This window comes from Glaciimonas immobilis (assembly GCF_011947285.1).
Lineage (GTDB): Bacteria > Pseudomonadota > Gammaproteobacteria > Burkholderiales > Burkholderiaceae_D > Glaciimonas > Glaciimonas immobilis.
In genome coordinates this window covers 29,684-55,123 of sequence record NZ_JAAOZT010000011.1, presented here as the reverse complement: position 1 = coordinate 55,123, position 25,440 = coordinate 29,684, and the positions used below count along the sequence as shown (strand labels likewise).

Here is a 25,440-nt window from a genome sequence, read left to right as displayed (position 1 = left end):
GTCTGGCAGCTCGTCGGGCTCATAACCCGAAGGTCGTAGGTTCAAATCCTGCCCCCGCAACCATTAGGTCGAAACCGTTGAACAGCTTAGCTGCTCAACGGTTTTTGCTTTGGATAATCGATTTTGTGGCGAATTGAATACAGTTTTGGCAAACGGAACGACGGGTTCGCCTACGAGATGGTTTGCAGCGGTTTTACCGGTTTATAAAAGTACGACCATTATTAATATTTTGACATTGGATAATCCTGGTCTTTGCGAACCGAGCGGGATACTCAAGAGTCAACGGGTTATGCGGTCGGCGGCGGAATGCCAAAGCAGGTGCGTTGCTATAAGCTGCACCTTCAGATTGGCCCTGTCATTGATGATCGAGCCGATCCTACGTGGCGTGAAGCATGTGTCTGATGTGTCTTCAATCCAGTCCACGGATACCAACGCCGCTAAAACCGGGCAAGCGCCAGTGAAACCGCAGAGCCAATAAACGAAACAAAAATCCCACGCCGATAGCGATTAGCATTGCCATCTCGTTCGTGACCTGAAACCACAGTAAGCCGACGTACAGGCCACCGGTTAGCAGCGACACGGTCGCGTATAGTTCTTTCCGCAGTACCCATGGGATTTCGTTGCACAATACATCCCGTAAAAGGCCACCAAAAACACCGGTCATCATTCCAGCGACGACGACAATTGCCGGGGACATGCCGATAGACATTGCAACATCGCATCCGATCACGGTGAAGGCGACCAGACCCAATCCATCGACGACCAAAAAGACGGTGCGCAAGTGATGCAGTATGCGCGCTACCATCGCCGTAACGAGGGCGGCACCGATGGTGAACAACAGGTATTCTGGATTGGCAATCCAGCCGAGAGGGTAATGTCCGAGTAATACGTCGCGCACCGTTCCACCCCCCCAGCGCTGTTACGGTCCCTATCAAGCAAATGCCGAACAAATCCATGTCGCGACGCATGCCCATGATGGCACCGGACATGGCCTCGGCGACGATTGCGATCAGGTAGATGGAATGCAGTAGCAAGTGTGTTCCTTTGCAGGGTAGGGAGCATAAATCGGACCGCCCTTGCAGGTCGGCTCGGGGAGTTCGTTGTCTAGCCTTTCTTGTAAGATAGATGCAGCGGCATAAAGATAACGTAACGGGCGATGGCTGTCACTTTTTTCGGAAAGCGCAAAGATCAGACCGAACCGCGTTCTGGCGCGAGAGGACCGCAGCTTCGTGTCGGCTGGCGGCTTCTCCAGCGTGTTTTATGAGGTGCTGGTCAAGCTAAAACAGCGTAGACCACGCCCGCATCGTGAACGTTTTAAAGGCCGATAGCTGACCGTACCGATCAGATCGCTACTTTTGCACTTCAATTTAGGAAAATAACTTGATGTGGTGGTTGTATAAAACGACGAGCGCATTAATTCGATGCTTTATGATGTGCAAAAAATTCCCTCGTCGCTTTCGCGCTGAAGGATTTTTGTCTCACCAAGTAATCGGGAGGGCCACTGATGCCATCCCCAGAACTTAGTGCCACTGATTTAATTAGTGATTGCCACCACGATGATCACCTCCGCCGCCACGATGACCATCGCCGCCACCGCGATTTTCGCCGCCATGATCACCGCCACCACCGCGATGATTGTCATAATGCGGACGACCGTTGCCGCGATTGTCCGGGCGACCGCGCCCGCCCGGCCCGTGCTGCCAGCCGCCGCGGTTTAATTGCCAGCCCTGACGACCTTGTTCCCAGCGAGGACGCTGGTATATATAGCCTGGGCGTGCCCGGTTCCAGTATCCCTGGCGCCATACATGATGACCACCGGTCCAATTCCAGTAACCTGGCGCCCAGATATAGCCAGCCCGGCGTGGTGGAAGGCGTTCATAGCGCGGGGGAGGAGGCTGTGAGCCGATGATAATATTCACGCCCACCTGAGCATTCGCTTGCGTTGAAATAATCGCGGTAGAGCTAAGGGCGACTAACAATGCCGCACAGAGTAAGCGTTTCATGATGGCCTTAAAAATTGAATATACACAAACTATACCTCTATAAACATTTGTCACAAGCAACGATTCAACTCGTTACAAAATCTCCTTCTCAAATACGTTGCGTCACAATCCGGAGATATGCAGTGTTTTGGGGAGGTATATTTTTGGTTGTCAAAGATAAGAGCGGACCCATCTGTCGTAACCAAAGGAAAAGATGCATGCTTTTCTCCGCTTAATCCTTTCTGGCGATAGAATTGAGTTTTGATACACGGATAATTGTTATGACACGACCGTCTCTGATCGGCACCGATAGCGCCTTGCGCAGTTTAACCGGCTGGACCGCTGTAGTTGACCGCGATGCAATTCAAAAGACATTTGCGTTCGCCGATTTTAATGCTGCGTTTGCGTTTATGACTCAGGTCGCTTTGCTGGCGGAAAAAATCGATCATCATCCCGAATGGTCCAATGTTTATAATCGCGTCGTCGTGTTACTCACCACGCACGATGCAAACGGGGTCACTGAAAGGGACCTCCAGATGGCGCAATTTATGGATCGTATTGCAGTGAAGAGCGCACCGTAACCACTTACAACGTAAAAGAACCCCCATGACGCAACCTGTAGTATTGATAACCGGCGCTGCCAAACGCGTCGGTCGCGTAATCGCCCAGCGCTTCGCACGCGCCGGTTATGCGGTAGTGGTGCATTATGGTAATTCCCAATCCGAGGCGCTGGAAACCGTTGCGCTGATTGAGGCAACCGGCAATCGTGCAATCGCGTGTCGTGCCGATTTAGCCAACCCCACTGAACTGGGGGTCATGATGGCGACCACTTACGCGACTTTTGAACGACTCGACGTGTTGGTCAATTGCGCGGCTATTTTTTTTCCGGACACGCTGGCGGACTTTGCTCTCAATGACTTGGAGCGTTCATGGCAGATTAATTGTCGTGCGCCATTATTGCTGACCCAGTCTTTTTATCAGCAGGCCAAAATACGTGGTCAGCAAGGGGTGGTCGTGAACGTAGTCGATCAGAAGGTCCGGGAAAATTTTCATCCTGACGATTTTAGCTACACGGTGGCTAAGGCAGCGCTCGGCAATATGACCGCGATGTTAGCGGTCTCAGGCGGTGACGTATTGCGGGTGAACGCGCTGTATCCGGGACTGATGACGCCTAGCGGAGATCAGACGCAGGCAGATTTTGAGTTCTCCTCGGCGCGCTCCACTCCGTTGGGTTACGTTGCGCCGCTGGGTGATATTGCAGATGCTATTTTGTTACTGACGCGTCCGTCCTTCAACGGTGCCGAGTTTGTGGTGGACGCCGGGCAAAACCTGGTGCGGGTAGAGCGGGATGTCGTGAATCTTTACCGCGCGCCTTAAATTCGACAGGCTCCGGGATGCCCTTTACTCGTCTAAAGAAAGAGTGTCACCGGGAATATTAATGAAGCGGCGCAACAAAGTACGCAGAGCAATCGCGTCGACTGTGCCCATTTTTTTCATCATATCTGCTTCAATCGCCGATCCGGCCTCGGCAATTTTTTGCGCCAGTTGCTTGCCCATTGCTGTTAGATAGAACAAACCGTTGCCAAATTTTTCGCCATGATCAGTCACAACCTGCAACAAGCCACGCGCTGTCAGGTCGTCCAGCACGATGCTTAATGGTGAATGACCGGCATAAGCAAACAAGCGGTTTAATTCGGCAATACTTAGTCCATCCCGGGCGGCAAGCGTATTGAGGATAAAAAATTCCGTGTCGTTCAGGCCTTGCTGAGCGCCAAATTCGCGGAGTTTGCCGTATAGCTGGAAATAGGCACTTCCCAGTAAATGGCTCATGGCGCTGGTGTTCAATATGCGTGCACCGGTGGTGGCCTTGATCAATGCTTCGGCTTCGTCAGCCAGTTCTTTACGGGTGGCGATGGCATAGTTGCCGCGCTGATACACCAGTGGTGGGAGATCGGAGTGATCAAAATGCATCACCTCGCCGACCATGATGATGTGATCGCCGCCGTCGTAACGATAGGCCGTCTTGCATTGCATGCGGGTAGTGCAGGCCGGCAGCAGCGGAATGCCGCCAAGTCCCTTTTCTGTCTCTAAGCCTGCAAATTTAGCAATTCCACGCTTGGCAAAACGGTTAGCCAGCGCCTCCTGATCGTGTGACAAAATATGCACCGCCCAATATTCAGCGTGCTCGAATACCGGCGCGCTACTTGACGATTTGGCCAGACTCCACAAGACCAGCGGCGGGTCTAGCGATACCGAGTTGAAGCTGTTTGCGGTAATCCCAACGCGATTTTCTGCGTCAGCGCCGTCAATCGTGCCTTGGCCGCACGCTGTGACAATGGTGACGCCGGTGGTAAACGTCCCTAGAGCGCTGCGATATTCTTGTTGGTCGAAAAGCCGAACCAGTGTTTCGGCAGACGCTAACGGAGTGGGTTCTTGTGTGAGCATTCGATTTAATAAGTTTTCTTCGAACAGCATGTTATCAGGTATGACATGAAACTGGCGTGTTGCCCACGTTAGTACGCATTAGTATGCGTTGGTCGGCATCGGCAGGCATTGGATATTTCCTGGCAAATAAATAAAGGTGACGCTTGGGGCGACAACGTAATGTGACAACGGCGAGACCGGCGTTAGGTCACATTAATCAAGTCCGTAACTGCGTCGCAATAGCTACGTCACATAAGGAAAAACCTTAACTTTAGCCGTAATACCGTTTAACGATATTACCGCATGCTACGATATTAATCTGCGAATTCAGCCATGTCTTCGCTTCACCGCAATTCACCCTCTTGATGAGCAAATAGGAAGCATTCATGTGGATAGACACGCACTGTCATCTAGACGCCGCAGAATTTTGCGGCGATCAGGCGCGTTATGCTGACGCTGCAGCCCAGCAAGACGTCGCCTGGATTGTGATTCCCGCGGTTGAACGTGGCAATTTTGCCAGGGTTGCAGCGATAGCGGCGGCGCAGCCAAATTGCACTTATGCACTTGGCATACATCCCATTTTTGTTCCAGATGCAAAGGAAGCGGATTTACTTGCGTTAAGACAGGCGATCATTCTGGCGCTAAAAGATCCTTTATTTGTCGCAATTGGTGAAATAGGTTTGGACTTCTTCGTTCCCGGTCTGGGCGAAGGCGCGCTGCGTGAGAAGCAAGAATACTTTTATATGGAACAACTTAAACTGGCACGAGAGTTTGATCTGCCGGTTCTCCTGCACGTCCGGCGATCTCAGGACATTGTGTTAAAACATCTGCGACGCATCAAGGTGACGGGCGGGATTGCCCATGCATTTAACGGCAGTTTTCAACAGGCTCAGGCATTTATTGGCTTAAATTTTAAACTTGGGTTTGGCGGGGCAATGACGTTCATGCGGGCCTTGCAGATTCGAAGGCTGGCGGCGCAGTTACCGCTGGATGCGTTGGTGCTGGAGACCGACGCACCCGATATGTCGCCTGCGTGGTTGCATCCACAAAAGAACGTACCGGCACAAATCCCACAAATTGCAGCGGTGCTGGCAGATCTGCGCGGTATCCCGCTCCAACACCTCGCTGAGGTCACGACAACTAACGCTCGTACAGCATTGCCGCGCCTGGCGCTCCTGAATTAGTGCGCAGCTTTATTCTTGGTTTTCTGGGTGGTGTCGGTTATTTACAAACGCAAGGCGAGCTACCGTCGTTTTCTTTAGTTGGTATCCTTTTGCTAGCGGCGGCTCTTGCAGGTTTATTGGTCTGGCGACTGGACTATCGTCTTGTTAAAATTTCTGGATTAGCTGGATGTGGAGCGTTACTGGGCTTTTGCTGGGCGGCACTGTTTGCGCATTATTATTTACAGCAGGAATTGCCTGTAAAGTGGGAGGGTCGTGACGTGACCGTTATCGGCACCGTTGAAAGTCTTCCGACGTATTTCGAGCAGGGTGTGCGCTTTAATTTCGCGGTAGAAAAAGTCTTGCCCCAAAACGGCGAAGTGCCGCCGATTCCCTCACTATTGGCATTGTCATGGTATCGCGGATTTAGCCGACCCGGTGCGCCGCAGCTTGATAGCGAGACCCCGATTGGTCATATTGAACCTGGCGCCCGCTGGCAACTGAGCGTTCGCTTAAAACGACCGCATGGCAATGCAAACCCGCACGGGTTTGATTATGAAGTTTGGTTGCTTGAGCAGAATCTGCGCGCAACCGGTTATGTGCGGGCCGACAAAATATCCTCAATAATTACTGCAAACGGCGGCGCAGATTTCCTCCCTGAATCATTGCCAAATAACCGTCGACTGAATCGTTTTGTTTTCACTATCGGCCACAGCATTGAAGCGGTGCGAAGCTGGGTAAGGCAACGAATGTTATCGGCGTTGCCGGAGAAGAAATATGTCGGGGTCTTGATCGCACTGGTCATCGGAGACCAGCGTGCAGTCGATCAAAGCGACTGGCAAATCTTCAACCGCACTGGCGTCGGGCACCTGATTTCAATATCCGGGCTGCATATAACAATGATCGCAGGTTTATTTGCCGCAATTATGTCGGCCCTGTGGCGCCGTTCTTTTTTTATCGGTAGCGCTTTGCCGCTGCGTTTGCCTGCCCAAAAAGCCGCAGTGCTGGCAGGAGCAATCACCGCATTGCTGTACGTTCTGCTGGCGGGCTTCGGCTTGCCTGCCCAGCGTACGCTCTACATGTTGCTGATGGTCGCGCTGGCACTCTGGACTGGACGACTTGCCAGCGTTTCGCACGTCCTGTGCATGGCATTAATGGCGGTGTTGGTGCGCGATCCGTGGGCGGTGCTCTCGCCGGGATTCTGGTTATCCTTCGGTGCGGTGGGCACAATTTTATACGCCAGCGTTGGACGCACCAAGTCATTGATCGATCCAGACGCGCTAATGCCGATACCGACAACGTGGACTAAAGCGTGGTTTGAGGCCTTAAAAGCAGGCGCACATACGCAATATGTCGTGACCATCGGATTGGTGCCCCTGACAATATTGCTGTTTGGCCAAATATCACTGGTCAGTCCATTGGCAAATGCCATCGCCATTCCGTTGATTGGTCTAATAGTGACGCCGCTGGCATTAATCGGGAGCATGCTGCCTGCGCCCTTATCGACAGGCGTGTTGCTGGTCGCCCATACCTTGGTAGAATGGCTTGCATCGATTCTCGGATGGCTAAGTAGTTTTCCGCTGGCGGTATGGCAGGCCCCATTGCCGCCGCTGTGGGCGTTTGTAATCGCCATGATTGCTACGCTGTGGTTGCTGGCACCTCGCGGCTGGCCGTTGCGTTGGTTGGCGTTAATTGGCTGGCTGCCCTTGATTTTGAATTCGCCTACGCAGCCCGCGGAAGGTGAAATGACCGTTACCGCGTTTGATGTGGGGCAAGGCATGGCGTTATTGATCGAAACCTCGCGGCATCGTTTACTGTATGACACCGGTCCTTATAATTCGCCCGAGTCGGACGCTGGAAGTCGCATTATCGTACCGTATCTCAAGGCACGTGGTATCACGTCTATCGATACAATGGTAATTTCGCATTCCGACAGCGATCATTCGGGTGGTGCTTTGTCGGTCATGAAGGCAGTCGAGGTTGGCCACGTGGTTTCGTCATTACGCTCCAGTCATCGGATTGTTGCAGCGGCGCTCAAGCATACGCGCTGTGAGAATGGACAATCCTGGAATTGGGACGGTGCGCAGTTCGAAATGCTGTTTCCGACAGCGGCGAATTATAAAGATAGCCAGCGCAAGGACCGAAAACCACCCAAAGCTAATAACATGAGCTGCACCCTTAAAATTACTAATGGTGATTATTCCATCCTGTTACCCGGTGATATCGAGAAAGCGCAGGAGCGGCAACTGGTCTTAAGTAATGGGGCAAACGCCGCAGACCTGATTGACGGCGCACGCTCCTTAAAGTCCACGGTTCTGCTGGCCCCCCATCATGGCAGCGGGACTTCTTCAACCAGTGAATTTTTGGAAGAAGTCGATCCTTCCGTTGCGATTTTTCAGGTCGGTTATCGTAACCGCTTTCATCACCCGCAGGCGCAGGTGTGGGAACGATATGTGCAACGGAACGTACAAAATCTAAGAAATGATCACTCGGGAGCGATACTTTTACACTTTGGAGGCACGCTGGTGGCGACGGAATATCGCCAGCAGCATAAGCGCTATTGGTATGGCCGTTGAGCGTCAACTCTAAAATTTGGTTTGTTACAATTGCGGGTTAGGGCTTTAATAGAGTCCGCGAAGTCCCGCTCGAACTCGAACTTGCCATTATATTTCCTCCATGATCCTATTAACTACACCACCGAGCTCACCCGCCAGCACTACTCAAACGTCTTCGACCCGGCCCATCGTGCATTTTGCACACGGAAACAGTTTTCCGGCGGGGACCTACCGGCGTTACCTTGAGTTGCTGGGCAACACTTACGATGTCCGTGCGCTGGCAATCCATGCGCACAATCCCGCGTATCCCGTGACCGACGGCTGGCCTGCGTTGGTGCAGGAACTGGTCGACGAACTGCTTGCGCGTTATAAAGACCAGGTGATTCTGGTCGGTCATTCGCTGGGAGGGCTTTTGTCCTTAATGGCGGCCAGACAGCGTCCTGATTTGGTGCGATGCGTCGTGTTGCTGGATAGCCCTGTGAGCGTCGGCTGGCGCGCGGTCTTGCTGCGCGTGGCAAAAGCATTTAACGTCGCCCATCGATGGTCACCGGCCCGCTACTCCATCAAGCGCCGCAATCAATGGCCGGATGCGGAAGCGGTCTTTCGGCATTTTTCGACTAAACAAGTATTCGCCAGTTGGCCCGAAGAGGTGTTGCGTGACTACATTGAGCACGGCACGGTAGAGCAACCTGGTAGTGTCAAATTGCGTTTCAGGCGCGATATTGAAACCGCGGTATACCTCACCTTGCCCCATCATCTAGGTCAGGTAATCAAAGCGGGATATCCGGTTCCTGTCGGTTTTATCGGGGGTGTTGATTCAGTCGAGTGCCGACAAGCCGGAATGGCGGCCACGCGGCGTTTGGTCGGTCGCCATATCCGGATGCTGCCGGGCGATCATTTATTTCCGCTAGAAACGCCAGATGCTGCAGCCAGCGCGACTGACGAGATGATTCAATCACTGCTTACAGCGTAGATCGTGGTCCGGATCGTGGACTATACCGACGATTACCTTGGTAAGTTGGGACGCATATCGCGGGGCACTTGTTTGCATAAATGCGCGCCCGAGTTGGCGCAGAATCGTGAGATTTGACCTTATTTATGGAAAATGTTACCTCTGCTTACAGACGATTCTTGGGGGTTTGGCCTGCATGTTGTAGCATGTACGGCTACTCTTAGCCAATACAGTTATGTTATTCCTAATAAAATTTCTTAAAAGTAATGTAAACAAGCGCGGTGCTGCCATTAATAACGTTATTAATGGTGATGATCTCGACCTCTCGACATCATCGCTTATCTCGATCAGCCGTCGGTCCATTTTCCGCAACCCAAGAAAGCAAGCGGGAACGTTATTGCATGGCTTGCTATTCACGTTCGGCGGGTTGATTCTGGCGGGTGCGGTGATTTGTGGCTTGCTGGTTTCATACGCACTGGTCGTGATGCAGCCGCAATTGCCGGATTTGGGTGCGATTACGGATTATCGGCCTAAAGTGCCATTGCGTATCTACACGGCAGACCATGTGTTGATTGGTGAATTTGGCGAGGAGCGTCGCAGCCTGGTGAAATTGCAGGATATTCCCGCCAATATGAAGAACGCGGTCCTTGCTATCGAAGATGCCCGATTTTATCAGCACGGCGGTATTGATTTGATCGGCATTGCGCGCGCCATAGTGACCGACATCATGCATGGCGGTGCTTCGCAAGGGGCCAGTACGATCACGATGCAGGTTGCGCGTAACGTGTTTCTGTCCAGTGAAAAAACTTATTCGCGCAAGATTTATGAAATTTTACTGGCCTACAAAATTGAATCGGCATTGACCAAAGATCAGATTCTCGAAGTTTACATGAATCAGATTTTTCTGGGACAGCGCTCCTTCGGTTTTGCCGCCGCCGCACGTGCCTACTTTGGCAAGGAGCTGAAGGACGTTACACTGGCGCAGGCAGCAATGCTGGCGGGTTTGCCAAAAGCGCCGTCTGCCTACAATCCGGTAGTCAATCCAAAACGTGCGCGGATACGTCAGGAATATATTTTAAAGCGCATGTTGGACCTGGATTTTATCAGCAAGCCCGAATACGATCAGGCCATGGTAGAAGATATCAAAGTCAAGACGCGTGGCAACACCTACAGTGTGCATGCGGAATATGCGACCGAAATGGTGCGCCAGATGCTGTACGCCCAATATAATGATTCGATTTATACCCGCGGCCTCAGTGTCACCACCACGCTTGACTCAGCCGACCAGCAGGCTGGTTATGAGGCGGTGCGTAAAGGTGTCATGGATTATGATCGTCGCCACGGTTACCGCGGTCCGGAAGGTCTGATCGAATTACCTGCAAGCGCGAGTGAGCGTGAGGATGCCGTCGGCGACGCTTTAGACGGCAAGCCGGACAACGATGATATTGTGCCAGGCGTAGTATTGAGCGCGTCGGCTAAACAGGTTCAGGTGATGTTGCGTAACGACGCCATCGTGACGATTACCGGTGACGGTTTGCGTTTTGCCGCGGCAGGCCTAAGTTCCAAAGCATCGAAAGGTATCCGCATTCAGCCCGGCTCGGTGATACGGGTTATTCAGACGCCAAAGGGATGGCAAATCACACAACTGCCTTCGGTTGAAGCGACTCTGGTGGCACTGACGCCGCAGACGGGCGCGATCAAGACATTAATTGGCGGTTTTGACTTTAATCAAAATAAGTTCAATCACGTTACCCAAGCGTGGCGTCAGCCGGGATCGACCTTCAAACCGTTTATTTATTCCGCGGCCCTTGAAAAGGGCTTCGGACCGGCGTCCATCATTAACGATGCGCCGGTTTCATTTCCCGGCGGTCCGGGGCAGCCTAACTGGGAGCCGAAAGATGACGACTCTCCCGATGGTCCAATGCCATTGCGAACCGGTTTGCAACGCTCCAAAAATCTGGTCACGGTACGTTTGATGGACGCCATCGGTGCTAAATATGCGCAGGATTTTGTGACCTCGCATTTTGGATTCGATCTGGATAAGATTCCGGCCTATTTGCCGACTGCACTGGGTGCCGGGCAAACCACGCCGCTGCAATTGGCGGGCGCTTATGCGGTGCTGGCTAACGGCGGCTACCGTGTTAATCCGTATCTGATTTCTGAAGTGGTGGATGCCCATGGCGTAGCGTTATCGCGTGCACAACCAGAGATCGCGGGCCAAAACGGGACGCGCGTTCTGGATGCGCGCAACAGCTATATCATGACCAGCCTGTTGCAAACTGTGGCACAGCGCGGTACGGGATCGGGGACCAATGTGCTGGGGCGCACTGATATTGCGGGTAAAACGGGCACCACCAACGATGCTTTCGATGGCTGGTTTGCGGGTTATCAAAACTCTTTGGTCGCGGTGGCGTGGATGGGTTTCGATCAACCCAAAACGCTGGGTAGCCGCGAGTTTGGCGCGCAACTGGCGTTACCAATCTGGGTCGGTTACATGGGGCACGCATTACGCGGCGTACCGCAGGTGCAAATGGCCATGCCAGCCGGTGTCACGACTATTAATGGGGAACTGTATTTTGATAACTTCACCCCGGGCAACGGCTTTATAGCGTCACTGGGCGTAGGCGGCAACTTTGGCCTGAATGAAGATGGAACGCCCGCCACGCCGGAGGACGACGAAAAAAATAGTATTTTGAAGCTATTCGGCGGGCATTGACTGGCGGCGTTGATGCCGCATGCCTGACTCGCGTTTGGTGTGCGGCTGTAACTATTGCAATCGATTTTACGGTGATCGTTAATTGGAGCAGTTGGGTGCCTTCGCCCCATCTCCGTCGTGTTCGTCTACAACTTAGCGTACCGGCCAACAACTTTATCTTGCCCATGATTTCCTCCGTTCTTCGGCAGCGCGCAAGGTTTATGATGTGGCCTCTTCCTCTCCCTCACCAGAATCAGCTTTTCCCCTATGGCATCGCCTGCATTGATCGATAACACTTGTAACTCGTGCGTAGTGATATAGATTTTACTGATTTCCCTTGCAGTAGGCGTGACGCTCTTTACTCTGAGCACGGTCTGTGAAACGGACGTGATCGATGCAACATTCGTGTTATTTACAAAACGATAGTATTGATCGTATTCATTCTGATACCGGCTATCATCTACATTATCTACCGGTGTGCTGATCGCCTGGTGCGATGTGACCCTCGGCGCAATTATTCGCGCTACGCTATTTGCTGCCGAAAAATCGGCAATCAGTGCGTATCTCAGCAAAATTCCTGTCAGTTCGGGCTACGGGACGGACGGCTTGCTGATGTTGCTGCTCTGATAGGTCTGTTACTCGGCCCATATTTTCTGAGGAGCGATGTTTATGCATGAGCATGGGCTTAAAAACGGAAGAGTGGCACAGTCGTTAAGGCCTTCACCGGACTTGCCAAAAGGCAAGCTTTCGTTACTTTCATCTAAGCAGTCTGCGCAATGATCACCGAGCTGGTCGGCTGGTTTAGTACCATCGTCTTGTGTTTGACGATTTCCCGTCAAGTGTACACTCAGTGGAAAACCAAGAGCACAGCAGGAGTCTCTCGCTGGCTTTTTATAGGCCAGTTGACCGCTTCCGCCGGTTTTGTCATTTATAGTATTCTTCTGGATAACTGGGTTTTCGTCTTTTCAAATGTATTTTTATTAATTACGGCATTGATTGGGCAGGTGCTATATTTTAAGAATCGTAAAAATTCCGATGACACGCCCCGGGGCTGATTGTTTCAATTTGAGATTGGCGGTACCGCGTTTCTTGCAGGACAAAAAATTGCGCGATGCCGGTCCCGGTTAATAACGACGCAAAGCGCAATCCACCCCGTTGTTTAAAACAAGATCGGTTGAGGCGATAACTAATTTGATCCCGATTTGAACCGCAAGCGTTGCGTGCGATCTCCTCAATAGGCAGAGCCCCTAAGCATTCGGATTGATAGGACGACCTGCCGGATGGCGTATTAAAACGGCAAAATAATCATCGCATAATAAAACCGCAATATTCTTGCAATTTTTTGCTGCATCAAGTGTCCCATAAAAGTTCGCTGTAAAAGCGGCGTCCTTTTCCAACATATCTCACATATCTCACATATATAAGGAGCTATCATGATTAAGACGGCATGGGCAATCTGGAAGGGCGGTTTTAAAGATGGAGGTGGGACTATTTCTACCGAGACCGGGGTGCTCAACGATGCGCCTTATGGTTTCAAGGCAAGATTTGAAAATGGCGACGGTACTAATCCCGAGGAATTGATTGGTGCCGCGCACGCCGCTTGTTTTTCGATGGCACTTTCTTTAATGCTTGGAGAGTCCGGTTTAACGCCAGAAAAAATCGAAACGCATGCCAAAGTTACTCTGGAGAAGGTAGGGGACGGCTTCGAGATCACTGCCAGTCATCTTAGTGTGGTGGCAAAAATTCCAGGTGCAGATCAAGCGAAGTTTGAGGAGATTGCAAATCAAGCAAAGATCGGTTGTCCTGTATCTAAATTAATGAAGGCAAACATTACGATGGATGTAAAGTTGGAATCATGAATAAAATGTGGACTGCCGCATTAACTGCTAATCAGCTTACAAATTTTTGTGCATTTCCCCTTGAAGGAGTCGTGAATGAATAAATTATTGATGACGGCTTTCGCAGCCTTGATGGCGATCGGTTTTGGCACGGCATTGGCGCAAAGCGACACGAATAAAAACGAAACAATAGGCAAGGATTCCATGGCACAGAAAAAGCACATGAAGAAAAAAATGCACAAGAACCGGATGCACAATGATGACATGAACAAAGATAGGATGGATAACAACAAGGCGGGCAAGGAATATAAGAGGCCTTGAGGCGGCGCCGGGCCGGTGCGTTAATTTCGTGGGACTTTCCTACTTCAAATAAGCAGTTTAAGCCATTCCAGAGCGCATTAATCGGGGGCGGGATTTTTGATTAATATAACCATCTGAAATTTTCACCGCTTGTCAGATCAGCAGGCTCGAAATTCTTTTTCGTTGCCAGCAAAGGTTCTTGAAAGAACCGCTGAACGCGAGAGATCTATAAGGGTGCGCAATGCTGGTGCAGGGCCGTGTGGCGGTCTTGAATGGGGAATTAACGCTTCGCGAAAAACCGATAGCGCGTCGTTTCCAAGCAGGAATAACGACGCCTGTCAAACGAACACCTGACTACTTGGGTGCTTCTGGTTTTGATCGCTCTCTTCTAAGCCGCGCATAACGTTAATAATAACGTTACTAATAACGTTTTGATGGTGAAGAAAAAATGTCTTAGATATGGGGAATGAAACCACCTGCATTTTCGTAAGGCTTAATCCACAGCAAAAATATTTTTTGCAGAAGACTTTGTTTGACCACACCACCGGTTAGGGCTGCGGTATCGGCGACCGTGTTAAAGTCGTTAGCAGAAAGGGGGATGTTTTGCGTGGTCATGATGGTTTTCCGCAGAAAGTGTTTAGTAAGCAGAGTATAAGGACGCCCAGATCAGTTTCCCAATTTCATGTTTTGATACGAGATATATCAAATCCGCATAACTTTCTATTGCTGCTATTTTGCACCCCTTACTTTTTACGCACTCTTTCCTCCTCCTCTTCTCTGGCAGCATCTTCAAATCGCCCGCGTGTGGTGTCCTCATCGCGGCTACCAAAAGCGTAATTTGACTCTAGCCACATCACATTTATGATGCCGAATGCGAGCGCTAATCCCACTCCTAAAATCCATGCGAAGTACCACATAAGCGTTTTCCTCTGTTATGTCATTTATTGAAGCCAGGGGCCGCAAAATTAAGCATCATTTATAGCTATAGCGATCATTAGCGATCAATAAGCGGTATGTTCGTTGTCGTGAATGTCCTGAATGGTTACTTTTCCGCGCATGATCCGGTAAACCCAACTGGTATACAGGATGATGATCGGCAGCATGATCACCACTACCCAGAACATGATGCCAAGCGTCTTGTAACTTGAAACCGCGTCCCACACGGTCAAACTGCTGCCCGGATCAAGTGACGAAGGCATCACAAACGGGAACATTGCGGTACCTGCGGTCAGAATAATGCACGTCACTGCCAGGCCGCTGGACAGGAACGCCGGTAATGCCTTGCGCGTCCAACTGAACGCGATACATAACACCGCTGCGACCAGAGCTATAATCGGCAATGTCCACGTTACCGGCCATTTTGTATAGTTATCCATCCAGGCACCGCTTGCAGAGATGACCGTTTTGGCAGTGGGCATAAAGGCACTATTGGCGTCTGGCATCGCGGTGATGCGATAGCCATCGATACCAAAGGCAATCCAATATCCGCCGATAATAAATAATACGATGGTCACGAGCGCCGCACCGATAGCAATCTTGCGCGCTCGTAAGGCGATCAGCGCATCTGTTTTAACTTGCAGAAAGCCTGCACCGTGCATGACTAACATGGCGATGCTGAGGACGCCCGATAATAGCCCAAACGGATTCAGTAATCCGAAGAAACCACCGACATATTCAACCCGCATAGTATCGTCGTAATGGAATGGCACGCCCAAAAGAAGATTCCCGAACGCAACGCCAAATATCAATGCCGGTACCAAACCCCCTGCGAACAATCCCCAATCCCAAAAGTGTCGCCAGCGCGGATCGGCGATCTTACTGCGATAATCAAATCCGACCGGGCGAAAGAACAAAGAAAACAGTAACAACATCAAGGCAACGTAAAAGCCGGAAAATGCGGCGCCATAGACCAGAGGCCAGACCGCGAACAGTGCACCGCCAGCGGTGATGAACCAGGTTTGGTTGCCTTCCCACGTGCTGCCGATAGAATTGATGACGACGCGCCGTTCGGTGTCGGTCTTGCCAATAAACGGTAACATGATGCCGACGCCAAAGTCAAAGCCGCCGGTCAATGCAAAGCCTACCAGTAGCACCCCAACGAAGCCCCACCAGATTATTTTTAATGTTTCATAGTCAAAGATCATGGTGTTTCCTCTGAGGCTACCGTTTTGGGGGCGCGTTTATTTAACGGCGGTGTCGTTTTTTGTTCCGGTAATTCCCAATGATATTTACCTGTATGCAGACTGCTCGGGCCACGTCGTGCATATTTCACCATCAGAATCATTTCGACTACGAACAGGAAGCTATAGAAGAAAAGAAATCCGGCGAGACTGAAATACAAGCTCGACGGCTGCAAGGTCGATGCCGATAAATGGGTGGGCAGAATGCCGGAAATAGTCCATGGTTGACGGCCGTATTCGGCAAGGACCCAACCTAGTTCAATCGCGACCCACGGCAAAGGAATGCTGTACATCGCCAGACGCAAAAGCCAGCGTTGTTGTGCCAGTTTTTTGCGGATAAGGAAATAGAATGAGGTGGAGAAAATAAACAGAAACAAGATGCCTAGTCCCACCATCAGCCGAAATGACCAGAACATCGGTGCTATTTTAGGGAAGGTGTCATTGACTGCCATCGCGATTTGCTGCGGGGTCGCATCGATCACGGCGGGTGTGTATTTTTTTAATAGTAAACCGAATCCCAAATCGTTCTTCAGCTTATCGAAAGCGGCAATGGCTTCAGGCGATTTGTCACCGGATTTAAGCCGCGTCAAGGCGGCGTAGGCCAACATGCCGTTACGTATGCGCACTTCATGCTGTTTTTTTAAATCGCTGATGCCGGTGATTTGTTTATCTACGGAACGCGTGCCAATCAGACCCAAAACGTAGGGGATTTTAATAGCGTAATCGGTGCGCTGTTCTTTTTCATTCGGCCAGCCAAATACCGTGATGCCAGCAGGCGCGGGTTCCGTGTGCCATTCGGCTTCCATGGCCGCCATTTTGACTTTGTTGACTTCACCGGCTGTGTAGCCCGACTCGTCGCCAAGAACGATGACCGATAATGTAGAGGCCAGACCGAATCCGGCGGCAATGGCAAATGAACGCAGGGCGAAGGCTGTATCGCGTCCTTTTAACAGGTAAAAGGAGGAGATGCCCAGGACAAACATCGATGCGGCCACATAACCGGCAGAGAGAGTGTGAACAAATTTCACCTGCGCGACCGGATTGAAAATGACGTCAACGATACTGGTCAGTTCCATGCGCATCGTGGCATAGTTGAATTCTGCTCCGACCGGATTATTCATCCATCCGTTAGCGATCAAAATCCATAACGCAGATAAACTTGACCCCAGCGCTACCAGAAAGGTGATGAACAAATGCTGGACTTTGGAGAGTCGATCCCAGCCAAAGAAAAACAGTCCCACAAAGGTCGATTCCAGGAAAAACGCCATCATGCCTTCGAGCGCTAACGGGGTGCCGAAAATGTCACCAACATAATGCGAGTAGTAGGACCAGTTAGTCCCAAACTGGAACTCCAGCGTGATGCCGGTAGCAATCCCCATCGCAAAGTTAATCCCAAACAGCTTGCCCCAGAAACGCGTCATGTCTTTATAGATCGGGCTGCCAGTCATGACATACACCGACTCCATAATGACCAGAATCCAGGCGAGGCCGAGAGTCAGGGGAACAAATAAAAAATGGAACATCGCGGTGGCAGCAAACTGCAGCCGCGATAGATTAACTACTTCATCGATGGGAATCATGAGGCGCCTCGGACGTGGGAGAGGGTGAAGGTGCAGCTGTATTAGTAGATAATGGGATTGCCGGTACGGATGAGGTCGCCGCGCTGGTCGGTGCCGCGTGCGGGCGATTCGTCAGAAAATGCTGCTCAACCAGATCGGTTGGCATGCGCATTTTTTTAGTCTGCGGTTCGGAGAAAAAGAGCTTCCACAGAACAAAAAGCAGCGCCAGTTTGATGATCACAATTAAAGTAATTTCTACCGCCAGTGGTAATCGTGACCAACCTTTCGGAAAAATAAAAGAGAGCATCTTTACTCTTTCGACTCCATGTCGGTAGGAATGATCGCTGGCTTCGCTGCCTTGGATTTTTTGGCGGTTGGGGAAAGACGAAACTTATCCCGTACGTCGAGCAACTTACCCACTTTTGATCCCATTTTCATTAGCGATGCCAGCGTCTCGGGCGATAGCCGTTGTACATCGTCGAACCATGAGCTGGATAATTCTATCAAATCATACATCTCACGCATGCGTTTTTGCGCCTCTTTATCGGAAGCCGACGATGGATTTTCCAATAATGCATCGCGCAGCATTGACAGCGTCGGCTCTATTTCGCGTCGGCGACGCTCTTCCAATAGCGCCTTAAAAATGTCCCAGATATCTTTTGGTGGCTCAAAATATTCACGTCGGTCCCCCTGGCGGTGCAACAGCTTGACCAGACGCCATGATTGCAATTCTTTTAGTCCCATGCTCACATTTGAGCGCGAAAATGCCAGGTATTCCGCAATTTGATCCGCGTTCAAAGGTTGCCCAAGTACATAAAGTAACGCATAGATTTGTCCGACCGTGCGATTAATCCCCCATCGACTACCCATCTCGCCGAAATGTGAAATAAAACGCGACGTGAGGGGAGTCAAAGGTGGTAGTGCGGGACTGCTGAGGTCTGGGGGATTTAATGGCATAAAAGTAATCGTAATGGAGGTTTTGTATTGTGAGTTTTCAGTAATTACTGAAATATATGACAAATCAGGAATCTTTGCAAGCCGGGTGCTGACGTACATGGCAGCACAACCCAAGGTAACGTGTTCTGGATATGGAAAGTCGGTTGAACTTGCCGAGCATCAAAACCGTCGCCCGCGGCCAGAGAATATGTTCTCGATGTAGTGATCAGGCCTTTAAATAAATGCTTTCATTTGCGATAAAGGGTCTTTTGACGACCGACGACGGGTGGCATTTTTTTTATCCTGACCTTGCGCGCTAAAATTACTTTGGACAGAAACGTCCTCTTTTTGCAAAAACGTATTATTTACTTGAATGAGAATCATTAGCATTAATAGGAATATTATGTTTAAATGACTTCCTACATTCAACATGTCCTACGGGACATTTTAAGCAGTTTTCTCTCAGCTCCTGGCATTTGTAAAGCGCTATAGCAGAGGCGGACCTGACTTCATTTTTGCAACAATAAGGGTCTACACATGATCGACACTACAGCTCCGAATGTGACTAGTAAGCTTACAGAATGGGCCGATGATTTTACTCAAAATTTTACCCAGGCGCAGTTGACTCATGCGAGAGCCGAAGCCGATCAACGTGGTTTACGGCTATTACTGCAAGCTTTATTTCGTGAAAAATTACTAGATTCCGAACAGTTAATTTTTGATTCTGCTACTGATACCGTCTGGTTGCCGCATTGGAAGAGCAAAACGCTGTTTCGGTTCGAAGGTTTGAAGTCAGGCATGGCAGGGAGCTGGCAATTGAATGGTCCTATGCATTATCTGAAAAATCATCAAAAGCCGCTTAAAGTAACGACCTCGGCGGCAGCGCTAAAGTTGTTGAGCAGTTTGTTTGAAGTCACGATATCGCCACCCGACATTGCACGATTCCAAGCCGAATTAGACAACAGTACAGAGAACGATACGTTTTGTCTCGCTTACCGTCAGGCTTGGGCCAGGCGACTTGAACAGGAAATTCCAGCAGGTGATGGGATGATCTCCTGGCTACAAAAAAAATCCCTTTACACTCAGCAGCATGCACGTTTTAACGGCTGTCTGTTGCTTGAGCAATGGGGTACTCTCGGTCATCCATGGCATCCCAACTACAAAACAAAGATAGGTTTGTCTAAACAGGATGTGTTTGCCATGTCGCCTGAATTCGAGGCTAATATCGATATCGCGATCGCTGCAGTGCGGGCTGACGCGATGCATATTGAAAGCATGCCAGCGATGCCTGGGTTTTCTACTTATCTGGCCTGGTTCGAACACACCTTTCCGCAAGTTTTTAGGCATTGGAAAGAGGCTTTGCTTATGCGTAATCTGACTGTCTCCGAATGGTTGCCGTTGCCCATGCATCCATGGCAGGCACAGCGCCATTTGCCGAGTGAATTTCCGTTCGAGATTGCCACTGAAAAATTAATTCTACTCAGTGAGGTGACGTGCTCTGCAGCGCCGACCATGTCGTTTCGGACGTTAGTACCGCAGCGCTCGTCGCATTTGCCGCTAATGAAATTACCGGTCTCATTGCGACTGACTAGCGTGCAACGGACTTTGTCGCCAAAGTCGGCCCGAATGGGGCCACGCGTCAGCGCTTTATTAGAAAAAATTCTGGATCGAGAACAACATTTTGGGGATACATTGGCGATAGTGTGCGAGCAGATTGGCTTGCATTACATTGATCCCCAAGGAAATGACGATCACGCTCGGCATCTATCAATTTTGTATCGTGCTAATCCTATGCAGCATGCCGAAGATAATATGTTTCCAGTGCCGGTCGGTGCACTTTTCGCCCCATCACCGATACAAAAAAATGGCACCAGCAGGGCCCTGATTACGGAACTGGTTGCTAGCGCTTTTCAGGATAACGCACAAGGTGCTATCGACTTCTATCGACGCTATACCGAGATTGTGGTTGGCGCTACGCTAGGTGCTTATTTGTTGTATGGGATTGGTTTTGAAGCCCACCAACAGAATAGTTTTTTACTAATCGATGCGAAGGGCATGCCACAAAAATTATTATTGCGTGATTTTGGCGATATCCGTATTCATGCCGAGGCTCTGCGGTTAGCCGGATTAACATTGGCGTGTCATAAGGCCGGTCACACCGTTTTTGAGGATAGACAACCGGTGCGCGACAAGTTGTTGCACGCGGTTTTTCTCTGTCACCTGGGCGAACTGGCTTTGTTATTGACACAGATTTACGAGTTGCCAGAGACGGCATTGTGGATCGTTCTTCGTGATGCAACACAAGCTGTTTTCGATCAACTAAAGCCACGCATCCCGGACACACTCTGGCAGCAGGAATATGCGCTAGTGCTGGAACAGCCGTGGCCTGCAAAATCTTTCATACGCATGCGTCTGGCGGATAGTGCGGACGATGAAGTGCGCAGTATGCCAAATCCACTTATGCAGTTGGATGCAGCAAGGACCAATGGCAACTGAGGACGCCCAACGTACTTTGTGGTGGCTGTACGGGATTCAACTGGTGTCGATGGGAGCGCTCGAAATGAGCGGCCCGTTTTGGCCGGTCTACCTGCGGTCCCTGGGCGATCTTTCACCACGCATGACTGGTATCGTTGGCGGTGCGGCATATGCCGGTCCGATGTTGGCAGCCATGTTGACGACGCCATTATGGGGGCGACTGGGGGATCGTTATGGGCATAAGCCGATGTTATTGCGAGCGCTGTTTGCGCTAGCGGCCACCCAATTGTGGGTGGTGTTCGCGGGCAGCGTCACCAGCGTGTTGTGCGCGCGTTTGGTACAAGGTGGTTTTGCTGGTTTCATTGCCGCCGCGCAAGCCTATGGGGCTGGTATGAGTACCGCCAAGCGGCGTACATTGTTGATCGCGCAATTACAGACGGCGACGGCAATTGGTTCTTTCGCCGGGCCGATGCTGGGCGGATGGCTATACGCCGGTTACGGTTTTGAAAGCGTAAATCTGGTGGCAACCGGCCTGTGTTTGAGTTGTGCAATTGCTGCGCTGGTGTGTTTGCCGCAGCAGCGCAAGCATTTTTCGGCGCGTGAATCTCAAATAAAAAAACCCCCTGAACATCATGTCTCTCCTTTATGGCTGGGGCTGTTATTGGCGATCGTACTGATACAGGCCGGAAAGATGATGCCGCAAATTTTCTTTGCGTTGTATGTCGATAGCGTATTAGTGGCTCCGGCGTGGGTAACCGGACTTTGTTATGGGATTACCGCGTTGGGTTTGACCTTTTCCGCGCCGCTGTGGGCGCGTTATTTTGACAAATTGCCTGATGCGCGGGCATTGCGTACCGTTGAATTCGTTACGTGGCTGTGTGTAGCCACTCTGGTGTTGCAGGCTCTGGCAAGCAATTTGACCGTGTTTATTTTAGTACGGTTTTTATGGGGCATATGGCTAGGTGGATTATTGCCAGTTTTTTATGCGTTGTTGTCGCGTGCCAGCGGCGACAACATTCAGGGCTACATCATGGGTTTGGCGAATAGTGCGTCCAAAGCTGGTGGATTGTTGGGATTTGGCTGCGGTACGGTTGCCATTGCATGGTTTGGCTTAACGCAGGGATTTTGGTTTGTCGCGTTGACATATCTGGTTGCAGCACTCGGTATACGCGTGTTGCGTTGTTATTTTTTACCCACTAGTCAGACTACCTGTGCGGACATGTTGCGTTAGCCGCTTTAAGTCACAGACTGGGCCCTCAGGTCCTGACGCTTTAATTTAAATCCTATGAAATATAAAAACCTTGTGTGTTGTCCTGTAATGATGGTTGCCAGCCTTTTGCTGGGTGTGACAAATAGCGCCTTTGCCGAAACCGAATTACCCACTGTGATTGTCAATGAAAGGCTTGAGGAAACCGCGACCTACGACGTACCAACTGCCACCACCGCGACCAAGACCAAAGCCATGCTGCGCGATATTCCCCAGACCGTCAATGTGGTGCCGCAGGCAGTAATTCAGGATCAGAATGCATACTCAATGCAAGATGCTTTACGTAACGTGCCGGGTGTGAGTTTTAGTGTGGGCGATGCTCAGCGGGATCAGGTAGTGATGCGCGGTTTTCTCACGATATATGATCAATACGTGGATGGTGTGCGCGACGATGCAATGTACTATCGCGACTTATCAAATATCGAGCGTATAGAAGTTTTAAAAGGCCCCGCGTCGGTATTGTTCGGGCGTGGTTCTCCCGGTGGGTTGATCAATCGCGTGACAAAAAAACCAACACCGGAACCGGTCCGTGATGTTACCCTGATAGGTGGTACAGGGGGTCAGCGACGGGGCGAATTTGATGTCGGGATTAACACCGATCAAAACCCGGTTCAGTTCAGACTGACTGGTGCTGTAGAAAATTCGACCAGCTTTCGCAACCAGTATTTTCTGGATCGGCGTGTTATTGCCGGTACGGCGTTGTTGAATCTCAGTGAGGATACCAAGCTGTTATTGCAAATAGATTATTTGCACGATAAACGCCTCGCTGATCAAGGGCTTCCTGGCTATCACGGTCGTCCTGTAAAAGTTCCTGTCGAGACTTATTTTGGCTCTGCGGCAGGCAAGGATCAAGCTTATAATTTATCCATAGTAAAAAGTGCGACGGCAACCCTGGATCATAGAATCAATGATGATTTATCGTTTCATAGTGTGCTGCGTACTTATGAGGATTCGTTGAATCGTAACTACACCACCAATAGTGTTGACGCTGCCGCACAAAAATTGAGTATCAGTCGTAACACGCGTTTTCGTGATGAAAGCGGGATTTATTGGCAAAATGAGTTGACCCAAAAGTTTGAGTTCAGCGGTATCAAGCATGCGGTTCTGTATGGGATCGAACTTGGTCAGCAAAAAAAGGCCGAGCGCTTGTACGGGTTAAAAAACGCCGCAATTTATGATTTATTCAATCCAGTATTAAGCGTCTTGCCACCGATTCCAGCAGGAACGATTGCTGGCAACGATAACACCACCAAAATTGAAATCGCCGGTGTGTATTTACAGGATCTGGTGACGTTATCGTCGCAATGGAAATTGCTGGCGGGCGCACGTTTCGATTATCTGCGTCAAACCCGTGATGATCGTACCGCTGCCAATAGGGATATGCAACGTAGCGACAATACAATTAGTCCTCGTCTGGGCCTGGTGTACCAGCCAATTGAACCGGTCTCACTATATGCGTCGTATAACCGATCATTTCAACCTTTGGTTGACGCGTTTACGTTTAAAGAAAATGCCGATCAACTGAAACCGACACAGACTCAGAGCCTGGAATTAGGTGCCAAACTGGATATCTCCAACAGGGCCAGCGCAACCCTATCGATATTCCAGATGACCCAGTCGAATATTCAGGTCGAGGACCCGAGCGATCCGAACAATGCATTGCCAATAGGCAGCCAGCGTACCCGTGGTGTGGAATTGACGTTCTCCGGAGAGATTGCGCAGAACTGGTCATTGATTGCAGGTTACGCCTACCTCGACGGCAAGATTATTGCCTCCACCCAAAATACCTCAAATGGTTCACCATTTCAGGGGAAAACCTCATCGTTAACCCCGCGTCACAGCATGAATTTATGGCTCAAGCGGGATTTGTCGAACGGATTTTATGTTGCCGGTGGTGTGCGGATTGAAGGTGCCAGATTTGCCTCTGCGGATGATCAGCTTACTCTACCAGGCTATGCGACCGTCGATTTGGGTGCCGGATATCGCGGAAATAAAATGGATATGACGCTCACCGCAGGCAACGTGTTGAATCGTGAATATTTTGTCTCGGCGCATAGCGGTGCCAACGATTACAATATGCCAGGTGCGCCGCGCAATTTGTTGTTGGCGATGCGCTGGAAGGTGTAATGGTATGGTTGCTGAATAACGTCTTCTCCGTACGCTTACTTCTATTTTTCTTTAGCTGCTCCAGCACCACAGCGGTGAAAATTGGTAGTCGAAAGTTGCGATTGAATAAAGTCGCCAGATTGTCTGCTACAAATCTACTGAATCTTACCGTTACTATAATTGATTAACCAGGAGAGCCAGAGATGAGTTTGACCCAGCCAGTAACATTGAGCGGGCAGTTTGGGACGTTGGTACCCCTGTCGCACGCGCATAAAAATGATCTGATCGCGGCAGTGAAAGACGGCGAGCTTTGGAACTTATGGTACACCGCGATCCCTGCGCCGGAGGGTATGGAGGCTGAGATTAGCAGACGGCTTGATCTGCACAAAAAGGCTGTGATGCTGCCGTTCGCGATTATTGAAAATGCTACCGGACAAGCAGTGGGCATGACGACTTACATGAATATAGACGCACTCAACCGGCGACTCGAAATAGGTTCTACGTGGTATCGCAAACGGGTTCAGCGTAGCCCGCTCAACACAGAATGCAAACGACTGTTACTGACGCACGCCTTTGAACAACTGGATTGCATCGCGGTCGAGTTTCGGACACATTTCTTCAATTACCAAAGTCGGGCGGCCATTGAACGGCTAGGTGCCAGATTAGACGGTATTCTACGCCAGCATCAAATAACATCGAACGGTACTTTGCGCGACACCTGCGTCTATAGCATCACGTCTGGCGAATGGCCGACGGTGAAAGCACACCTGAACTATCAACTTAGTAAGCCGAAAGATTAGTAAAGGACTCAGGTTGAAGGGCGGAGTGCTCTGTTGTTAAGATATTTCGGGTTCATATCGGCCTATTTTTTTACTGCACCGAATGTCTCCGGAATGACTGTCGATGAATGCTTTCAGGCACATGGCTTGCCATAAAAATGGTTCATAGCGATAGTGCCCCTTGTCTGCCAGTTAAGTAAGGCCGGCTTGCAGGTCAAACTAATGGAATGTT

Annotated in this window: 22 protein-coding genes and 1 pseudogene; 14 read left to right on the top strand and 9 right to left on the bottom strand. The window is 50.4% G+C overall.

Features of this window, described 5'->3' with window-relative positions; all coding sequences use genetic code 11:
- Window positions 1-409: 409 nt before the first annotated feature.
- Together HAV38_RS17120 and HAV38_RS17115 are read right to left on the bottom strand one after the other, a co-directional pair.
- Window positions 410-1,028, bottom strand: a pseudogene (locus tag HAV38_RS17120) (trimeric intracellular cation channel family protein).
- 510 nt (window positions 1,029-1,538) lie between these two features.
- Window positions 1,539-2,003, bottom strand: a complete 465-nt coding sequence (locus HAV38_RS17115) for a YXWGXW repeat-containing protein (protein WP_168056609.1) — start codon at window positions 2,001-2,003, stop codon at window positions 1,539-1,541.
- Window positions 2,004-2,263: 260 nt separating this feature from the next.
- Here HAV38_RS17115 and HAV38_RS17110 point away from each other — a divergent pair, with 260 nt between their 5' ends.
- Together HAV38_RS17110 and HAV38_RS17105 are read left to right on the top strand one after the other, a co-directional pair.
- Window positions 2,264-2,563 (top strand): 4a-hydroxytetrahydrobiopterin dehydratase, encoded by a 300-nt coding sequence (locus HAV38_RS17110; RefSeq protein WP_184013434.1) that lies wholly within the window; start codon window positions 2,264-2,266, stop codon window positions 2,561-2,563.
- Window positions 2,564-2,588: 25 nt separating this feature from the next.
- The gene (locus HAV38_RS17105; protein WP_168056608.1) at window positions 2,589-3,359 is read left to right on the top strand and encodes an SDR family oxidoreductase; all 771 of its coding nucleotides are present in this window, start codon (window positions 2,589-2,591) and stop codon (window positions 3,357-3,359) included.
- 24 nt (window positions 3,360-3,383) lie between these two features.
- Here the strand turns inward: HAV38_RS17105 and HAV38_RS17100 are convergent, their stop codons facing one another.
- Window positions 3,384-4,427: a flavin reductase gene (locus tag HAV38_RS17100; RefSeq protein WP_168056607.1), complete on the bottom strand. Its 1,044-nt coding sequence runs from the start codon at window positions 4,425-4,427 to the stop codon at window positions 3,384-3,386.
- 365 nt (window positions 4,428-4,792) lie between these two features.
- Between HAV38_RS17100 and HAV38_RS17095 the strand changes: the two genes are divergently transcribed.
- From HAV38_RS17095 to HAV38_RS17065, 8 genes are all read left to right on the top strand, one after another.
- Window positions 4,793-5,590 carry a TatD family hydrolase gene (locus tag HAV38_RS17095; protein WP_168056606.1) on the top strand — a complete coding sequence of 266 codons (798 nt, stop codon included), beginning with the start codon at window positions 4,793-4,795 and terminating at the stop codon, window positions 5,588-5,590.
- Window positions 5,590-8,142: a DNA internalization-related competence protein ComEC/Rec2 gene (locus HAV38_RS17090; RefSeq protein WP_168056605.1), complete on the top strand. Its 2,553-nt coding sequence runs from the start codon at window positions 5,590-5,592 to the stop codon at window positions 8,140-8,142. The genes HAV38_RS17095 and HAV38_RS17090 overlap by 1 nt, the downstream gene beginning before the upstream one ends.
- 169 nt (window positions 8,143-8,311) lie before the next feature.
- Window positions 8,312-9,094 (top strand): alpha/beta hydrolase, encoded by a 783-nt coding sequence (locus HAV38_RS17085; RefSeq protein ID WP_245182413.1) that lies wholly within the window; start codon window positions 8,312-8,314, stop codon window positions 9,092-9,094.
- 214 nt (window positions 9,095-9,308) lie between these two features.
- Window positions 9,309-11,789 (top strand): penicillin-binding protein 1A, encoded by a 2,481-nt coding sequence (locus HAV38_RS17080; protein WP_245182412.1) that lies wholly within the window; start codon window positions 9,309-9,311, stop codon window positions 11,787-11,789.
- Window positions 11,790-12,266: 477 nt separating this feature from the next.
- Window positions 12,267-12,395: a hypothetical protein gene (locus tag HAV38_RS22135; RefSeq protein ID WP_260326442.1), complete on the top strand. Its 129-nt coding sequence runs from the start codon at window positions 12,267-12,269 to the stop codon at window positions 12,393-12,395.
- 149 nt (window positions 12,396-12,544) lie between these two features.
- The gene (locus HAV38_RS17075; protein WP_168056603.1) at window positions 12,545-12,823 is read left to right on the top strand and encodes a SemiSWEET family transporter; all 279 of its coding nucleotides are present in this window, start codon (window positions 12,545-12,547) and stop codon (window positions 12,821-12,823) included.
- A gap of 378 nt (window positions 12,824-13,201) precedes the next feature.
- Window positions 13,202-13,627, top strand: coding sequence for an OsmC family protein (locus HAV38_RS17070; RefSeq protein ID WP_168056602.1), 426 nt, complete (start codon window positions 13,202-13,204; stop codon window positions 13,625-13,627).
- Between the two features lie 75 nt (window positions 13,628-13,702).
- Window positions 13,703-13,927: a hypothetical protein gene (locus HAV38_RS17065; protein ID WP_168056601.1), complete on the top strand. Its 225-nt coding sequence runs from the start codon at window positions 13,703-13,705 to the stop codon at window positions 13,925-13,927.
- 432 nt (window positions 13,928-14,359) lie between these two features.
- Here the strand turns inward: HAV38_RS17065 and HAV38_RS17060 are convergent, their stop codons facing one another.
- The 6 genes from HAV38_RS17060 to HAV38_RS17035 all read right to left on the bottom strand — a co-directional run bounded on the left by HAV38_RS17060 (window position 14,360) and on the right by HAV38_RS17035 (window position 18,602).
- Window positions 14,360-14,521 (bottom strand): hypothetical protein, encoded by a 162-nt coding sequence (locus HAV38_RS17060; protein ID WP_168056600.1) that lies wholly within the window; start codon window positions 14,519-14,521, stop codon window positions 14,360-14,362.
- 128 nt (window positions 14,522-14,649) lie between these two features.
- Window positions 14,650-14,823 (bottom strand): cytochrome bd-I oxidase subunit CydX, encoded by a 174-nt coding sequence (cydX, locus tag HAV38_RS17055; protein ID WP_168056599.1) that lies wholly within the window; start codon window positions 14,821-14,823, stop codon window positions 14,650-14,652.
- An 84-nt stretch (window positions 14,824-14,907) separates the two neighbouring features.
- Window positions 14,908-16,050: a cytochrome d ubiquinol oxidase subunit II gene (cydB, locus tag HAV38_RS17050; protein ID WP_168056598.1), complete on the bottom strand. Its 1,143-nt coding sequence runs from the start codon at window positions 16,048-16,050 to the stop codon at window positions 14,908-14,910.
- Window positions 16,047-17,666, bottom strand: a complete 1,620-nt coding sequence (locus tag HAV38_RS17045) for a cytochrome ubiquinol oxidase subunit I (RefSeq protein WP_168056597.1) — start codon at window positions 17,664-17,666, stop codon at window positions 16,047-16,049. The genes cydB and HAV38_RS17045 overlap by 4 nt, the downstream gene beginning before the upstream one ends.
- A complete protein-coding gene (cydP, locus tag HAV38_RS17040) occupies window positions 17,650-17,952 on the bottom strand; it encodes a cytochrome oxidase putative small subunit CydP (protein WP_184013435.1) in 303 nt (100 codons plus the stop codon). Before cydP ends, HAV38_RS17045 begins: the two co-directional genes overlap by 17 nt.
- Window positions 17,953-17,954: 2 nt before the next feature.
- Window positions 17,955-18,602, bottom strand: coding sequence for a GbsR/MarR family transcriptional regulator (locus tag HAV38_RS17035; protein ID WP_245182411.1), 648 nt, complete (start codon window positions 18,600-18,602; stop codon window positions 17,955-17,957).
- Between the two features lie 516 nt (window positions 18,603-19,118).
- Here HAV38_RS17035 and HAV38_RS17030 point away from each other — a divergent pair.
- The 4 genes from HAV38_RS17030 to HAV38_RS17015 all read left to right on the top strand — a co-directional run bounded on the left by HAV38_RS17030 (window position 19,119) and on the right by HAV38_RS17015 (window position 25,229).
- Complete coding sequence (locus HAV38_RS17030) at window positions 19,119-21,077, top strand: IucA/IucC family protein (protein ID WP_168056596.1); 1,959 nt, start codon at window positions 19,119-19,121, stop codon at window positions 21,075-21,077.
- Window positions 21,067-22,287 carry an MFS transporter gene (locus HAV38_RS17025; protein ID WP_168056595.1) on the top strand — a complete coding sequence of 407 codons (1,221 nt, stop codon included), beginning with the start codon at window positions 21,067-21,069 and terminating at the stop codon, window positions 22,285-22,287. Before HAV38_RS17030 ends, HAV38_RS17025 begins: the two co-directional genes overlap by 11 nt.
- A 54-nt stretch (window positions 22,288-22,341) precedes the next feature.
- Window positions 22,342-24,450 carry a TonB-dependent receptor gene (locus HAV38_RS17020; RefSeq protein ID WP_168056594.1) on the top strand — a complete coding sequence of 703 codons (2,109 nt, stop codon included), beginning with the start codon at window positions 22,342-22,344 and terminating at the stop codon, window positions 24,448-24,450.
- Between the two features lie 182 nt (window positions 24,451-24,632).
- The gene (locus tag HAV38_RS17015; RefSeq protein ID WP_168056593.1) at window positions 24,633-25,229 is read left to right on the top strand and encodes a GNAT family N-acetyltransferase; all 597 of its coding nucleotides are present in this window, start codon (window positions 24,633-24,635) and stop codon (window positions 25,227-25,229) included.
- The last annotated feature ends 211 nt before the right edge of the window (window positions 25,230-25,440 follow it).

Excerpts from the sequence above, each read along its gene's own strand:
- HAV38_RS17115 (WP_168056609.1), bottom strand. The coding sequence starts at position 2,003 with ATGAAACGCTTACTCTGTGCGGCATTGTTAGTCGCCCTTAGCTCTACC.
- HAV38_RS17110 (WP_184013434.1), top strand. The coding sequence starts at position 2,264 with ATGACACGACCGTCTCTGATCGGCACCGATAGCGCCTTGCGCAGTTTA.
- HAV38_RS17105 (WP_168056608.1), top strand. The coding sequence starts at position 2,589 with ATGACGCAACCTGTAGTATTGATAACCGGCGCTGCCAAACGCGTCGGT.
- HAV38_RS17100 (WP_168056607.1), bottom strand. The coding sequence starts at position 4,427 with ATGCTCACACAAGAACCCACTCCGTTAGCGTCTGCCGAAACACTGGTT.
- HAV38_RS17095 (WP_168056606.1), top strand. The coding sequence starts at position 4,793 with ATGTGGATAGACACGCACTGTCATCTAGACGCCGCAGAATTTTGCGGC.
- HAV38_RS17080 (WP_245182412.1), top strand. The coding sequence starts at position 9,309 with ATGTTATTCCTAATAAAATTTCTTAAAAGTAATGTAAACAAGCGCGGT.
- HAV38_RS17075 (WP_168056603.1), top strand. The coding sequence starts at position 12,545 with ATGATCACCGAGCTGGTCGGCTGGTTTAGTACCATCGTCTTGTGTTTG.
- HAV38_RS17070 (WP_168056602.1), top strand. The coding sequence starts at position 13,202 with ATGATTAAGACGGCATGGGCAATCTGGAAGGGCGGTTTTAAAGATGGA.
- HAV38_RS17065 (WP_168056601.1), top strand. The coding sequence starts at position 13,703 with ATGAATAAATTATTGATGACGGCTTTCGCAGCCTTGATGGCGATCGGT.
- HAV38_RS17060 (WP_168056600.1), bottom strand. The coding sequence starts at position 14,521 with ATGACCACGCAAAACATCCCCCTTTCTGCTAACGACTTTAACACGGTC.
- cydX (WP_168056599.1), bottom strand. The coding sequence starts at position 14,823 with ATGTGGTACTTCGCATGGATTTTAGGAGTGGGATTAGCGCTCGCATTC.
- cydB (WP_168056598.1), bottom strand. The coding sequence starts at position 16,050 with ATGATCTTTGACTATGAAACATTAAAAATAATCTGGTGGGGCTTCGTT.
- HAV38_RS17045 (WP_168056597.1), bottom strand. The coding sequence starts at position 17,666 with ATGATTCCCATCGATGAAGTAGTTAATCTATCGCGGCTGCAGTTTGCT.
- cydP (WP_184013435.1), bottom strand. The coding sequence starts at position 17,952 with ATGCTCTCTTTTATTTTTCCGAAAGGTTGGTCACGATTACCACTGGCG.
- HAV38_RS17035 (WP_245182411.1), bottom strand. The coding sequence starts at position 18,602 with ATGCCATTAAATCCCCCAGACCTCAGCAGTCCCGCACTACCACCTTTG.
- HAV38_RS17030 (WP_168056596.1), top strand. The coding sequence starts at position 19,119 with ATGATCGACACTACAGCTCCGAATGTGACTAGTAAGCTTACAGAATGG.
- HAV38_RS17025 (WP_168056595.1), top strand. The coding sequence starts at position 21,067 with ATGGCAACTGAGGACGCCCAACGTACTTTGTGGTGGCTGTACGGGATT.
- HAV38_RS17020 (WP_168056594.1), top strand. The coding sequence starts at position 22,342 with ATGAAATATAAAAACCTTGTGTGTTGTCCTGTAATGATGGTTGCCAGC.
- HAV38_RS17015 (WP_168056593.1), top strand. The coding sequence starts at position 24,633 with ATGAGTTTGACCCAGCCAGTAACATTGAGCGGGCAGTTTGGGACGTTG.